The organism is Ensifer sp. ZNC0028 (assembly GCF_000799055.1).
Lineage (GTDB): Bacteria > Pseudomonadota > Alphaproteobacteria > Rhizobiales > Rhizobiaceae > Ensifer.
The window spans coordinates 22,009-35,997 of the sequence record NZ_JTLA01000132.1 but is presented as its reverse complement, the minus strand read 5'-3'; the positions used below and the strand labels follow the sequence as shown (position 1 = coordinate 35,997).

The 13,989-nt window shown below is 64.9% G+C and carries 13 protein-coding genes; 6 read left to right on the top strand and 7 right to left on the bottom strand.

Annotation, left to right across the window (positions count from 1 at the left end):
* The first annotated feature begins 196 nt into the window (after window positions 1–196).
* The 3 genes from L981_RS28305 to L981_RS28295 are packed head-to-tail and all read left to right on the top strand — an operon-like array spanning window position 197 to window position 3,346.
* Window positions 197–871 carry a response regulator transcription factor gene (locus L981_RS28305; protein WP_043624419.1) on the top strand — a complete coding sequence of 225 codons (675 nt, stop codon included), beginning with the start codon at window positions 197–199 and terminating at the stop codon, window positions 869–871.
* A complete protein-coding gene (locus L981_RS28300) occupies window positions 858–2,243 on the top strand; it encodes a sensor histidine kinase (protein ID WP_043624417.1) in 1,386 nt (461 codons plus the stop codon). Before L981_RS28305 ends, L981_RS28300 begins: the two co-directional genes overlap by 14 nt.
* Window positions 2,240–3,346, top strand: a complete 1,107-nt coding sequence (locus L981_RS28295) for an ABC transporter substrate-binding protein (RefSeq protein ID WP_043624414.1) — start codon at window positions 2,240–2,242, stop codon at window positions 3,344–3,346. The genes L981_RS28300 and L981_RS28295 overlap by 4 nt, the downstream gene beginning before the upstream one ends.
* A 43-nt stretch (window positions 3,347–3,389) precedes the next feature.
* Here the strand turns inward: L981_RS28295 and L981_RS28290 are convergent, their stop codons facing one another.
* From L981_RS28290 to L981_RS28275, 4 genes are all read right to left on the bottom strand, one after another.
* A complete protein-coding gene (locus tag L981_RS28290) occupies window positions 3,390–3,896 on the bottom strand; it encodes a DoxX family protein (protein WP_156134269.1) in 507 nt (168 codons plus the stop codon).
* Between the two features lie 7 nt (window positions 3,897–3,903).
* Entirely contained in the window at window positions 3,904–4,689 is a 786-nt protein-coding gene (locus tag L981_RS28285) for a DNA-binding domain-containing protein (RefSeq protein WP_043624407.1), read from the bottom strand.
* Window positions 4,690–4,693: 4 nt separating this feature from the next.
* A complete protein-coding gene (locus tag L981_RS28280; RefSeq protein ID WP_043624404.1) occupies window positions 4,694–5,620 on the bottom strand; it encodes a DUF692 domain-containing protein in 927 nt (308 codons plus the stop codon).
* Window positions 5,621–5,748: 128 nt separating this feature from the next.
* Complete coding sequence (locus tag L981_RS28275) at window positions 5,749–6,072, bottom strand: DUF2282 domain-containing protein (RefSeq protein ID WP_043624401.1); 324 nt, start codon at window positions 6,070–6,072, stop codon at window positions 5,749–5,751.
* A 208-nt stretch (window positions 6,073–6,280) separates the two neighbouring features.
* Between L981_RS28275 and L981_RS28270 the strand changes: the two genes are divergently transcribed.
* Both L981_RS28270 and L981_RS28265 read left to right on the top strand, forming a co-directional pair.
* A complete protein-coding gene (locus L981_RS28270) occupies window positions 6,281–6,817 on the top strand; it encodes a sigma-70 family RNA polymerase sigma factor (protein ID WP_043624398.1) in 537 nt (178 codons plus the stop codon).
* A 1-nt stretch (window position 6,818) separates the two neighbouring features.
* Window positions 6,819–7,457 (top strand): NrsF family protein, encoded by a 639-nt coding sequence (locus tag L981_RS28265; RefSeq protein ID WP_043624395.1) that lies wholly within the window; start codon window positions 6,819–6,821, stop codon window positions 7,455–7,457.
* A gap of 256 nt (window positions 7,458–7,713) precedes the next feature.
* Here the strand turns inward: L981_RS28265 and L981_RS28260 are convergent, their stop codons facing one another.
* Window positions 7,714–8,505 (bottom strand): DeoR/GlpR family DNA-binding transcription regulator, encoded by a 792-nt coding sequence (locus tag L981_RS28260; RefSeq protein ID WP_371258914.1) that lies wholly within the window; start codon window positions 8,503–8,505, stop codon window positions 7,714–7,716.
* 240 nt (window positions 8,506–8,745) lie between these two features.
* Between L981_RS28260 and L981_RS28255 the strand changes: the two genes are divergently transcribed.
* Window positions 8,746–12,045 (top strand): autotransporter domain-containing protein, encoded by a 3,300-nt coding sequence (locus L981_RS28255; RefSeq protein ID WP_082006191.1) that lies wholly within the window; start codon window positions 8,746–8,748, stop codon window positions 12,043–12,045.
* A gap of 87 nt (window positions 12,046–12,132) precedes the next feature.
* Here the strand turns inward: L981_RS28255 and L981_RS28250 are convergent, their stop codons facing one another.
* Both L981_RS28250 and L981_RS28245 read right to left on the bottom strand, forming a co-directional pair.
* Window positions 12,133–12,795: a histidine phosphatase family protein gene (locus L981_RS28250; protein ID WP_043624387.1), complete on the bottom strand. Its 663-nt coding sequence runs from the start codon at window positions 12,793–12,795 to the stop codon at window positions 12,133–12,135.
* Window positions 12,796–12,882: 87 nt separating this feature from the next.
* Complete coding sequence (locus L981_RS28245) at window positions 12,883–13,983, bottom strand: ABC transporter ATP-binding protein (RefSeq protein ID WP_043624384.1); 1,101 nt, start codon at window positions 13,981–13,983, stop codon at window positions 12,883–12,885.
* Window positions 13,984–13,989: the final 6 nt, after the last annotated feature.

Here is a 13,989-nt window from a genome sequence, read left to right as displayed (position 1 = left end):
TCGACCAGCATCGACGGACCGCGTATGCGGCCGCCCGAAAATGCCCCGGCGATGATTGTCCTCCAGACCCTGGCCGCATCTCCCGTTGTCGCGGTCAGGCAACCCTCTTTCCTCCCCGAACCTGTCACCACGCTGTCACGAAAGCGGTCATATCCGCCGGGTTGATCGGCGGAATCTTCCGTGTCACTGCTTGCTCATGCGCATCTTTCTGGTGGAGGACACGAGGGATGTCGGGGAGGCAATCAGCCGTCGACTGGAAAAGGTCGGGCACACCGTCGATTGGCAGACGGACGGTCAAGCCGCCGCCGACATACTCGAATTTACCGATTATGATCTCGTGATCCTCGACGTGATGTTGCCGGGGCTCGACGGGTTCGAGATCCTGCGCCATCTGCGCGCCCGGCGAAAGACGACGCCGGTGCTGGTGCTGACGGCGCGTTCCGAAATCGAGGACCGGGTCGGCGCGCTCGACCTCGGCGCCGACGACTATCTCGTCAAGCCGTTCGATTTCCGCGAGCTCGAAGCGCGTACGCGTGTGCTCCTGCGCCGCCGCCAGGGCGATCCGACCAACCTTATCGAGTGCGGCGATCTGGTGCTCGACCGCAACAGCCGCTCCGTGCGCGTCGGCAACCGCGAGGTCCAGCTCAAGCGCCGCGAGATCACGCTTCTGGAGGTGCTCGCCGCCCGGCCGGGGCGGGTTTTCAGCAAGGACGAGCTGCTCGACCGGCTGTTCGGCTTCGACGAAAACGTCAACCCCAATGCTGTCGAACTCTATGTCGGAAGGCTGCGCAAGAAGATCGAGGGCTCGTCGGTGCGCATCGTCACCATCCGTGGTCTCGGCTATCAACTGGTGGCCGATGAAGCGGCGTGAAACCTCTCTCTTCTGGCGGCTGGTGCTGCGCGTGGCGCTGGTGCTTTGCGCTGGGGCGGCGCTGCTCTCGGCGGCTGCCTGGTACTATGCCCGCGCGGCTGCCGACGATGCCTACGACCGGCTGCTGCTCGGTGCGGCGATCCAGATCACCGCGAACATGACCGTTGACGCCGGCAATCTGGGCGTTTCGCTGCCGTCGTCGGCGTTCGAACTGCTTGGCCTTGCGGAGCGCGACCGCATTTTTTATCGCGTGGTTGGCCCGGATGGCCGAACCCTGACCGGCTACGACGATCTCGACACCGGTGTCGACGTGACAGCGGCCCGGGCCGGCCCGGTGTTCCTGACGACGGAATATCGCAAGGTGCCGGTGCGCGTGGCCGTGGTCTCGCGGGCGCTGTCGGACCCGTCCTTTTCCGGCTGGGCCTATGTGGTAATGGCGCAGACGACCGAGGCGCGGCGCGGGCTTGCCGGCGAACTGACGACGCGCGCGATGATCCTCGTCGGCATCATGAGCCTGCTTGCGATTGCCGGCACCGTGCTTGCCATCCGCTATTCGCTGCTGCCCGTCGATGCCCTTGCCGCGACGCTGCGTGCCCGCGATCCGCAGGACCTGACTCCCGTCGAGGCCGACATGCCGAGGGAACTCAAGCCCTTCGTCGGGTCGATCAATCACTTCATGGGCCGCCTCGACGAACGCGTCACCCTGCTTCAGCGCTTCATCGCCGATGCGGCCCATCAGATCCGCACGCCGCTCACGGCCCTTTCGGCGCAGGTCGACATGCTCGAAGACGACGACCTCGACGCCAACCGCAGACGGCATCTGGGGCGGGTGCGCGATCGCGTCAGCCAGCTGGCGCGGCTCACCAACCAGCTGCTCAGCCATGCCATGGTCATCCACCGATCCGATTCCGTGCGTTTCAAGCCGGTCGATCTTGGCGATATCGCCCGCAAAGCGTTTCGCTCGACGGTACCGATTACCGTCGACCCGGATGTCGTCGTCTCCTTCGAAGACTGCAGCGAGCCGGTTTTCGTGCTCGGCGATGCGGTGAGCCTGCGCGAGGCGATCGCCAACATCATCGACAACGCGCTGCAGCACGGTGTCGCGCAACGGCTGGCCGTACGCGTGCGGCGCGACGACGATCAGGCCCTGGTGGAGGTCGCCGACGACGGTCCCGGCATTCCGCCGGGCGAATGGGCGTTGGTGACCACGCGGTTCGTCAGTTCAAAGACGGGAGAGGGAAGCATGGGGCTCGGCTTTGCAATCGCGGCTGAGGTGGCGCTTGCCCATCGCGGCACGGTCCGGTTTCTGGAGAAAGGCGCGCACGACTTCACCGTCATTCTCGACGTTCCCCTTTATCGGGAGGGACCATGAGGATGTGGCGACAGCTTCCTTCGATAGCACTTGTCGCGGTCCTTGGCCTTGCCGGCCCGGCCGGCGCGGTCGAGGGGACGCGTGCGTTCTTTCCGGCGCTCGACGCTGAGCGCGGCCGGCTCGTCATCAACGGCGCGACCGACATCGAGGCGATGGAGCCGCTGATCCGCGATTTTCAGCTGACGGCGCGGGATGTCGCCATCGACTATACCGACTACGTGACCAACGAGCTTTATCACGATGCCGACATCGCCTGCCGATTGCAGCAGCCCTTCGGTGACCTCCTGCTGTCGTCCTCCGTCGACCAGTTGGTGAAGCTTGCAAACGACGGCTGTGCTCTGTCGCATGTCTCGCCGGAGACTGGCAGCGTGCCGGCCTGGGCGAACTGGCGCGACGAGGTCTTCGGCTTCACCTTCGAGCCCTCGGTCATGGTCTATCACAAGGACTTCGTGCCGCCGGAGGACGTGCCGCACACCCATGGCGAGCTGACCGATCTGCTGCGCTTCAAGCCGGATTATTATCGCGGCCGCATCGGCACCTATGATCTGCGCCAGTCCGGCATCGGCTATCTGCTCGCCTTCCTCGATGCCCAACAGGCCTCGACCACCTACGGCCGCCTGCTCGAAAGCCTGAGCCGCGCCCAGGCGGTACTGCGCTGCTGCAACAACGCGGTGCTGTCGGAACTCGACAGCGGCAACGTCTATATCGGTTACAACATCCTCGGCTCCTACGCCTATGCCGCCTCGCGCCGGAACGCCAAGCTCAGGATCGTGCTGCCGCGCGACTATACGCTGATCCTCAGCCGCGGCGCGCTGGTCCCGGTGGGGGCGAAACGGCGCGATCTTGCCGGACGTTTTCTCGACTATCTGCTCTCGGAACGAGGACAGGAGGTGGCGCGGGAGAAAGCGTTCTTCTTTTCGTGGAACGGCGCACTGCCGGCCGAGGTCGACGGCCCGGCAAAACTCGTGGAGTCCGGTATCGGCCGGCCGATCCGCATCGGCCCGGCACTGCTTGCCGCCCAGGACCGGCTGCAGCGGTCCCGCTTCATCGACGACTGGACCAAGCTGATCGTCGATACCCCGGTCCGGCTGCGCCCGAATTGAGGGACGGCGCCTGCGGCAGAGGCAGGCGCCGGGATCGTGGAGCCTATCGTCCGCCGTTGCGCCAGGCGCACAGCAGGTGATCGAGCGACAGCTTGCCGGGACCGGAAGCCATCAGCGCGAGCGCCATGGCGGCCCAGGTAATGTGGATCGGCCAGCCATCCGGCACGGTCAGCTGCACGACGATCGTCATGACCAGCAGCCCGAGGGCGGCAAAACGCGTTCCCAGGCCGAAGACAAGCAAGATGGGAAGAATGATTTCCGCCGAACCGGCGGCAAAGGCCGTCACGGCGGGAGCCGGATAGGAATAGGGTCCGCCCGGCAGATGCAGCTGGAACTCGGAGCTGAAAAGCAGCACCGCCACGTCGTTCAACTGCAGGAAGCCGTCCCACTTGCTCATGCCGGATCGGAAGAAGGGGACGGCAAGGCCAAAGCGCAGCACAAGCTGGGAGAGCCAGAGCGGCGCAAGCACGCCGACGGCGCGGTTCGCTCGACGGGCCCATTGCGACAGGTCGGCAGGACTGCCGTTCTGCGAAAATCTGGATGCGGACATCATGGTTTCATCCTCCGTGATGAATGGCCCCAAAGGCGCCGGCTTCGAGCGCGGTGGCGATTGCGGCCGTAAGATCGAGCGTGTGAGATCGGGTTGAAGCTTCCGCGGCGGCCGCGGCGAGGGGAACGCCTGCCAGCAGGCGCGAAAGCAGGAGATCGGCGCCGGGCGCGAGGTTTCGAACGATGACGTCGAGGCCGGGCCGGGTGATCAGCGCGCTCTCCGGATTAGCCGTTTCGATGCGCCCGACCGGTCCGCGCCCGCGGTTGACGGCAAAGATCGTGACGGCCGGATAATCGGAACGGACGATCCTGCTTGCCGGATGCGGTTCGAAAACGACGTCGCCAAGCCGCTCGGGCGGAACCAGGGAAAGGGCTGACGGCGCAAGCGCCGGCGCATCGGCGGCATGATAGGCGTCGAGCCAGGCGCGCTCGATCCTGGCAACGTCGGCAAGCCAGGGCATTCCCTTCGCGTATTCGTAGCACGCGATGAAATCGGGAAAGTCGTGGCCGTATTCGAAAAGCAGCGGCGAAGTCGGCGGCGTCTCCCGCACGTGAAAGCGCGCCATGGCGCGGAAGAAGGCCTCGCCGGTGATCCGCTCGCTTGCCGGAAAGGTCGCCGCCAGCGCCTCGATCAGGCTGACCGTGACGTTGTTGCGGTAGACATTGAAGCGCTTCACCGCCGCCTTGCCGTTCGGGCCGGCGACAAGCGCCGGTGTCGGCCGGTCGGGTGCAAGCAAAGGCGGCACGAAACCGGCGGCATAGCTGCCGGCTCGGCCGATCGGGATGGGGAGCATTGCGTCAGGCGCGGACACGGATCTTCTCCTGCGACAGCCGCTGCCCGTGAGCATCGAGGATCGCTTGCGCCGCCATGGCCTCGCGCTTCAGCACCGGCCAGTCGGGAATGGCGCTGTCCCATTCGATCAGTGTCGGGATGGCGCCGCTCCTGGCGATGACGATTTCGTAGAGTTTCCAGACGGCGTCTGCGACCGGGCCGTCATGGCTGTCGATCAGCAGAAGCTCGCCTTCGTCGTCTTCCTGCTCCGCATGCCCGGCAAGGTGGATCTCGCCGACATGCTCCAGCGGAAAGTCGCCGAGGTAGTCGCGCGCCGAATAGCCCTGGTTGGTGGCCGAGACGAAGACGTTGTTGATGTCGAGCAGCAGCCCGCAGCCGGTGCGTTTCACCAGTTCGCGGATGAACGCCGTTTCGCCCATCGTCGATTCCGGGAACGTCACATAGGTCGAGGGGTTTTCGAGCAGCAGCCGGCGTCCGATCGTTTCCTGGACCTCGTCGATATGCGCGGCAACGCGCGCAACGGTCGCTTCGGTATAGGGCAGCGGCAAAAGGTCGTTGTAGAAGGTGGTTTCGTGGGTCGACCAGGCGAGATGCTCGGAGACGAGCGTCGGCTCATAACGGTCGACCAGTGCTTTGAACCGGGCGAGATGCGCCTTGTCGAGCGGCTGCGGGCCGCCGATCGACATGCAGACGCCATGGAGAGAGACCGGAAACTGCTCGCGGATGCGGCTCAGCGCCGCGTGCGGCGGGCCCCCGGCGCCCATGTAGTTTTCCGCATGAATTTCGAAAAAACCGCCCGGGGCTTCGTCGGCGAGGATCGCCTGAAGGTGCTGGTGCTTGAAGCTCGTTCCGGCCAGCCCGGCAATTTGATGGTTCGGCAGGCGAGGGCTCACCGGGGCAAGTCCGCTGCCGTCGTTGGTTGAAGTGCGCATTGCCAATCCCGTTCCAATCCTGTGAGCTTTGATGGCGGGCGGGAGCGTTCCTCGACCGGCCATCCCCTTGAAAACCGAAGTGCAACGGGAGGCGATTGCCCCGCCTCCCGTTTCCGTCTTGTCGTGGATCAGGACGCCATGTCGCGGGAGAGCGGTTCCGGCGAGCCCTTGCGGCCGTCGGGCAGTTCCATCGTCGTGCAGGTGCCGCCGTCAACGAATTTCCAGGCGTTGCCCTGGTAGTCGACCGTCGAGGTTGCCTGGCAGGTGGTGCCGGGGCCGGCAGCGCAATCGTTCTGGCCCTTGAGCGCGACGCCGAAGCATTTTTCCTTGCCCGCATCCATGGCGGACTTGACCTGTGCTTCGGTGAGCGGTGCGGCGGTCGCAAGCGACGACAGGGCCGCGGCCACAGCACCTGCCAACATTGCGGTGCTGATCGTGGACTTCGTGGACATGAATGTGTCTCCGTGTTGAATTGATCGAGTGCGCTCGTGACTGAGGCGCACATCGGGTCTTTCGCCACGCAGGTGTCGGGCGTTACATAACGTTGGCAACACGCTTTCGTGATGGGTTCGCGAGGCCGGTCCGAGCAGACAGCAGCCGTGAATTTGCGATAGCCGTGTAACAAATGCCGGGAATCGGCGAATGGGAGGAAGGGCCCGGGTGAGCGGCGCGGACGACGAACATCTCGCAGGGCTCCTTCGCGCGGCCGTGGCCGGCGACGAAAAGGCCTATGCCGACTTCCTGCGGGACGCGGCACAGGTGATCCGCGGCTGGGCCCGGCGCTGGACTATCGGCGGCGGCGTCGATGCGGAGGACGTCGTGCAGGAGGCGCTGCTGGCGGTGCACGTCAAACGTCATACCTGGCGGGAGGACGCACCCGTCATCCCGTGGCTGCATGCCGTCGCCCGGCACAAATACGTGGATGCCGTGCGCCGACAGGCCCGCCGCCCGACGGTGGGCATCGAAGGGCTCGAAGAGACGCTGCCGAGCGTCGAAACCGAGGCGGCCAGGGATTGGGAGATCGGCCGGGCGCTGGAGGGGCTCGCTCCGGGCCAGCGTTCGGTGGTCAGCGCGATCTCGGTCGAGGGGTTCACCGTGGCCGAGACGGCGCAGAAACTGGACATGAACGAAACGGCGGTTCGGGTGGCGCTGCACCGCGGCCTTGCTGCAATCGCCCGCCGATTTGGACGAAACTGAGATGGATACGAACGACCTCATCAAGGCTCTCGCAGCGGACAATCGGCGCCCCGGTCTGCCGATGAACACCGTATGGCCCGCTGTGGCGATCGGCGCGCTCGTCCTCGCCGGTGTCGCGTTTTCGATCCTGCTCGGCCCGCGGCCGGATATAGCCGCTGCTGCCGAGACGGTTCGGTTCCTGTTCAAGTTCGTGGTGACGATCGCGCTCGCCGCGGCCGCCTTTGCGGCCATGCGCGTCGCTGCCTGGCCCGATGCGGACCCGCGCCGGCTGGTGCCTTTTCTTGGCATCGCGCCGCTGCTCGTTGCCGGTGGCGTACTGTTCGAGCTTCTTGCCGTGCCATCCGACGCCTGGGCGGCGAAACTCGTCGGAACCAATTATCTGGTGTGCATGACCTTCATTCCGCTCATCGGCCTTGCACCCCTTGGACTGTTCCTTGTCGCGCTGCGCCATGGCGCGCCGTCGCGCCCCGGCTTTGCCGGCGCCCTGGCGGGGCTTGCAGCCGGCGGCATTGCCGCGACCTTCTACGCCGCCCATTGCCCGGACGACTCGCCGCTCTTCGTCGCGACCTGGTACACGATCGCGGTCCTGATATTGACGGTGCTTGGGGCGTTGGGCGGTCGCTGGGCCGTGCGCTGGTAGCAGTCGCACGGGCGCTTGCCGGCGCTGAAAACAAAAAAGGCCGGCAACGCCGACCTTTTTCCCGTTCGCTGCGTCACACTGCCAGTACATCCGTGGTCAGCGTTTGCGCGCGAACTACGCCCGGAGCCTTCGGTTGATCATATCCGTCGCGCTCCACGGGCAATTCGTTGATGCCTATGTGTGGTGTCGCGTGAAGGGTTTCAAGCCCCCGGCAAAAATCGCTGCCGGCATCCCTCGGTACTGGCTCCCCCCGACGCTAGCAATGAATGCTGACGCCGTGCTCGCGCAGCAGGGCGACGATCTGTTCGTCGGGCAGCCGGTCGGTGACCAGCGCATCGATATCGGCAAGCGATGCCAGCCGTACCAGCGCGCGCCGTCCAAACTTGCTGCTGTCGACGGCGAGAATGACGCGCTCGGCCTGGCGCATGGCGGCCGAGACAGCGGCGACTTCGGCATGGTCGTCGTCGCCGATATCGCCGTCCTGGTCGATGCCGCTGACGGAGATGATGGCGACGTCGAACTTGAATTTGCGGATGTAGTCGGCGGTCTCCTCGCGGAACACGCCGGCATCTACCTGGCGCACGAAGCCGCCGGGCACGGCGACGGCAAAGCTGCTGCTTTCGCTGAGCGTAGTCGCGACGCGCAGGCTATAGGTGACGACGCGCAGGTCGCGGCGCTTGAGAAGGCCCCGCGCCACCGCCTCGCACGTCGTTCCGGTGTCGAGAAACACGGCAGCGCCGTCGGCAACAAGCTCCGCGGTCAGTTGCCCGATGCGTTCCTTCAGCTCCGCGTTGTCGATGCGTCGCTGGCGGTAGATGTTGGGATCAACCGGGGTCGCAATGGTCGCGCCGCCGTGCAAGCGCCGCACCTTGCCCTCCTGTTCGAGCGCCATGATATCGCGCCGCGCCGTCTGAGTGGTGACGCCGAACAGGCCGGTAATCTCCTCGATCGAAATATAGTGGTTCGTTTGTAGATGGCTGAGAAGCTGCGCTTGCCTGCGCGCCTTCTTGTCCCCACCCACAACATCCCGATCGTCCATCACCCTCATCCTCATTGCCCCTCAGCACGTTTTGCTACCATAGGGCCAACGCCGATCTCCAAGGAAATCGGCGCAGCACCTGTGGGCCGCGCGAAATTTTAGGGCGCCCTATGAAATGTTGTAAAACTGACATTTGACTCGCCTAATGTCCGTAATCGTACATTTCAGTGAACTCTTCCGCTCATCAACACCATCGCCATGAAGGTCTTGTGACGGAGCGTGTTCGCATCGCGACATTGGAGCAAGATAATGAGACAACGTGGATACGACCTCCGCGGGGTGCGGGCTTTTGCGCGCCTTACGCAACCGTTGCGCCTGGCGACGGCGATCCTTCTCTGCGGCACGAGTCTGACGCTTTCGGCGGCCGAGGCGCGCGCCGCCGACGACAGCATGAAGATCCTGACGCTGAACACCTGGCTGGACCGTTTCAAGGCCAACCCGAGCGTCATGTCGGACTTCTTCATCAAGGGGAACTACGACATCCTGACCTTCCAGGAGTTCCGCGCCAACAGCACCTACGCGCGTGACATCCCGGGCATCCTGAAGAATGCCGGCCTCGGCACCTACGCGACACGACAGGACAGCGACACCGGCGTGTTCTCGCGCCTGCCCGGTACCTTCGGCGCCAGCACGCTTGGCGACATCGTGACCTATACGGTAGTCGATCCGACCGTCAGCAAGCCGCGGGTGGTCGTCGGCACCACCCACCTCAATTATTACGACCCGGCGACGACCCGCATCAGCGAGGCCAAGGGTATCAACCAGTGGGCCAAGGGGGAGACGCGGCCGATCATTCTCACTGGCGACTTCAATGCCGGCGACGTCTCGGAACGCGGCCTGCATTCGGTCAGCCAGCAGGAATTGTTGCTGAAGACCTATGTCAAAAGCCCAAGCAACAGCTTCTATCTGAGCCTCCTGCGCGACTATGCCAAGGACCAGCAGAAGCTCGACGCCTATATCGCCGAGTGGAAAGGCAAGAGCGCCTCGGCGATCAACGCCTCGACGGTGCCGTCAGGCCTCTTTGCCGACGAGATGTATCCGGTTGCCGGCAACCTGCCGCAGACGATGAACATCCTGAAGAAACAGTTCCAGATCCTGCAGCTTCCGAACGAGCGCGAACAGTTCTCGCCGCATGCTCTGAACGACGGCAGCGTCACCTGGCCATCGCACGGCGAGGACGCCACCAACACCTGGGCGAGCTGGCACCGGGTGAAGATCGACCACTTCCTGGCGTCGCGCCCGTTCGGCAAGTGGTGGACGCTCGCCGACGATCCGAAGGATCCCTATTCCGGCGTCATCACCGATGTGAGTTACGTGACCAATCCGGATGGCTCGAAGACGCCGCTTTCGGACCACGAGCCGGTTGCGCATACCGTGCGCTGGGTTGGCCCGGTGCTGCAGAACTACACGGATCCGGCGACAGCGACGGCCAAGACCCGCATTGTCTGGGGTGACGAAGCCTCGACCTTCACTGAAAAGGGCAAGGTGTTCAACCTTAGCCGCAACAACATGCGCAACGACGTCTATCTCGGCCAGATCACCGACGAGAACGGCCTGCCGATCCTTGCCGGCCTGACCGACCAGGAAAAGAAGACGCTGCTCGACTGCAAGAGCACGGATGCACGCTTCCAGCAGGCGATCCGCGACTATTGCATCGACGATCACTCCTTTATCGGCGAAACGCTGGTGACCGACGGCGGTACCGTTGTGGTCGAAGAGGATGCAGCCCTCGGCAGCGCAGCGGCGAAGCTCCGGCTCGACGGCGGTGCGCTCCGGATCGCCGGCCGCGACATGCACCAGATCAACCGCGATATCGTGCTGGAAGCGGGCGGCGGTTCGCTCGACGTGGCGGACGCTGCCAACGTCGTTGCCGTCAACAAGGCGATCAGCGGCAGCGGCGGTCTCACCAAGCTCGGCGCCGGCGCGCTCGTGCTTAACGGCCAGAACACCTATACCGGCGCGACCGTGGTCAAGTCCGGCCTGCTCTCGGTGCAAGGGTCGATCGCCGCGTCATCGGGCCTGACCATCGAAAAGGACGGCGCCATCGGCGGCATCGGTACGTTCGGCAGCATCACGATTGCCAACGGCGGCGTGATCGCGCCCGGCAATTCGATCGGTACGCTCAACGTTGCCGGCGATATCAATTTTGCGGCCGGCTCCACCTATCAGGTCGAGGCCAACGACAAGGGTGAAAGCGACAAGATCGTCGCGTCAGGCAAGGCGACGCTCAACGGCGGCTCGGTCCTGGCGCTCGCGGCCAATGGCAGCTATGCGCCGCAAACCAGCTACACGATCCTGACGGCGGCCGGCGGCGTGAGCGGTACCTTTGCCGACGTTGCATCGAGCCTCGTCTTCCTCGACCCGACGCTCGGCTATGACGCCAACAACGTGACGTTGACGCTCAGCCGCAACGACATCCGCTTCGCGGACGTTACCGAGTCCGCCAACCAGCGGGCAACGGCGATCGCCGCCGAAAGTCTCGGCTTCTCCAATGCAGCCTATTCGGCGCTCACCAACCTCGACGGCGCACAGGCGCGTTTTGCCTTCGACCAGCTCTCGGGCGAGATCCATGCCTCGACCAAGGGCATGCTGCTGCAGGACGGTCTGCTTCTGAACGCGGCAGCCACCAACCGCATCCGTGCGGCCTTCGGCGATGACAGCACCAAGGCGACACCGGTGCTCGCCTATGGCGAAGGCGGCATCGAAAGCGTTGCGGCCGATACCGAGCGCTTCGCCTTCTGGAGCCAGGCCTTCGGCACCTGGGGCGACACGGACGGCAACGGCAACGCGGCCGGCTTCCAGCGCAATGTCGGTGGTTTCCTCATGGGCGCCGACGGTCTTGTCGGTGACAACTGGCGCGCCGGCCTCTTCGGCGGCTACAGCCGCTCGACCTTCGACGTGGTCGATCGTCGTTCCTCGGGAGACAGCGACAACTACCATATCGGCGCCTATGCCGGGACAGGGCTTGGAGCGCTGTCGCTGACGACGGGTGCGACCTATAGCTGGCACCGCATCGAAACGACCCGCAGCGTAGCCTTCGGCGGCTTCGACGACAGCCTGTCGGCAGCCTATGATGCGCGCACCGCCCAGATCTTCGGCGAGGCGAGCTATGCGGCAAGTGCCGGTCGCTTCGATTTCGAGGGTTTCGCCAATCTCGCCTATCTCAACCTCGACACGGACGGTTTCCGTGAAAAGGGCGGAGCAGCGGCGCTCTCGGGCCGCTCGGACAACACCGACACGACCTTCACAACGATCGGCGTGCGCACCTCGACCGACGTGTCCTTCGGCGAAACGGCGGCGGTCCTGAGCGGCACCGTCGGCTGGCGCCATGCCTTCGGCTATGTCGTGCCGACCTCCGCGCTTGCCTTTGCTGGCGGCCAGGGCTTTACCGTCGGTGGCGCGCCGATAGCCCGGGATGCCGCACTCGTCGAAGCCGGTATCGACTTCAAGATCGCTCCGACTGCGACCTTTGGCGTCAACTACACCGGCCAGATCGCCTCCGGCGTTTCCGACCACGGCGTCAACGCCAAGCTGAAGGTGAGCTTCTAAGGGGGCGGCAATCCCTCTGAATATCGAACGCCGCGCATGGCTTCCATGCGCGGCTTTTCTTGTGGCTGGTTGCGGCAGCCTGGTCGATTAGATCCAGACGGTTCTTCCGGCGCCATCGCAGCCAAGGGCGCGCAGGATGTTGAGGGGCACGTCGAGCATGGTCTCGCGACCTGACGAGAGCAGGAACGAGGCCGTCTGCGGTTCGCGATAGGCAAGAATCTCGTCGCGCGAGGCGTCGGTGTAGATGCCGCGCAGCGCCCTGAGGCAGCCGCTATGGGTAACCACGACATGGCGCCGGCCGCGCTCGAGCGTGTCGAGCCAGGCTTCGAGGCGCGCTGCAAGCGCCGTCCGGCTTTCACCGCCCGGCATCGAATAGTCGAACGGGTCGGCGCTGTGCGCCTCGTACTGGTCCACAAGATCGCGCTCGATCTCGTCATGGGCCAGGCCCTCCCAGGCGCCATAGGAGCGTTCGGCGAGGGCAGCCGCCTCGGCAAAACGATCGAAGGGGATCGACCAGGTGTCGGCGAGGATCGATGCGGTCTGGCGGGCGCGGCCCAGCGGGCTCACCCAGAAGGTCAGGTTCTTGTCCTCCTCGGCGATCCGTTCGGCAAGGCGCAGGCCAATGGCGAGCGCCTGGCGCACGCCATTGGCCGTCAGCGGCGTGTCCTTGCGGCCCTGTAGTCGGCCGGCGACGTTCCATTGGGTTTCGCCGTGGCGGATGAGGATGAGGCTTGGAAGATCTTTTTTCATGCGGAACTCGGGTGTCAGCGGTATGGCGCTGCTTGAAATGGGGACCTGGCGCCCGCCGGCGAGACCGGCGGACGCGCGTCGTATTCTCTAGTGGGCGAGCCATTGCGCCGACGACGGCTTGAGGCCGAGCGTCGTTGCCGCACCGGGTTCGAGAAGCGCGTCGCCGGAATGGAACGGCGCGTCGATCAGCACCGTCGCAGCCCCGATCCTGACGCCATAACGCACGGTCGCGCCCAGGAATTCGCGATGCGCGATGATGCCTTCGAGCGCGACGGCGCCGGGCTCGAGGCTACCGATCGTCGCATATTGCGGCCGGAAGACGAGCTTGGCGCCGGCGGGCACGTCGGTGCCGGCCGGGATCGGGATGGAGCCGCCGCCCACGACCTCGAAGCTCCTGGCAGCGCCGCTGCCGGCCACCTTGCCGTCGAGGATATTGGCGGTGCCAAGGAAGTTGGCGACGAACAGGTTGGCCGGCTTCTCATAAAGCCCCATCGGTGTTCCCACCTGCTGGATGCTGCCCTCGTTGAAGACGGCGATCCGGTCGCAGACGGTGTTGGCCTCTTCCTGGTCGTGGGTGACGAAAATGGTCGTCAGCTGCAACCGCTGCTGCAACTCGCGCAGTTCGCGCCGGACTTCGACGCGCATCTTGGCGTCGAGGTTGGAGAGCGGCTCGTCGAGCAGGAGCACCTTCGGCTCGATCGCGATGGTGCGGGCGAGCGCCACGCGCTGCTGCTGGCCGCCGGAAAGCTGCGACGGCCGGCGATCGGCGAGGTGCTTGAGGCCGACGAGGTCCAGCGCCTTCTGGACACGACTTTCGATCTCCGCGCGCGGAAGCCGACGCTCTTCGAGGCCGAAGGCGACGTTGGCGGCGACCGTCATGTGCGGCCAGAGTGCATAGGACTGGAAGACCATGCCGATGTCGCGCTTCCATGCGGGCATGTCGAGCACGTCCTGTCCGCCGATCACGACCTTGCCCTGGCGGGCATTGTTGAAGCCAGCGATCAGCCTGAGCAACGTGGTCTTGCCGCAGCCGGATGGGCCGAGGAAGGCGAAGAACTCGCCCGGCCGGATTTCAAGGTTGATGTCCTTCAGCACGTGAAGCGCGCCGTAGTAGAGATTGACGTCGCTGATGCTGATCGCCTTGGCGGGGCCGGCGGCGAGTGCAGCGCTGTTGATGTTCACTGTCATTGTTTT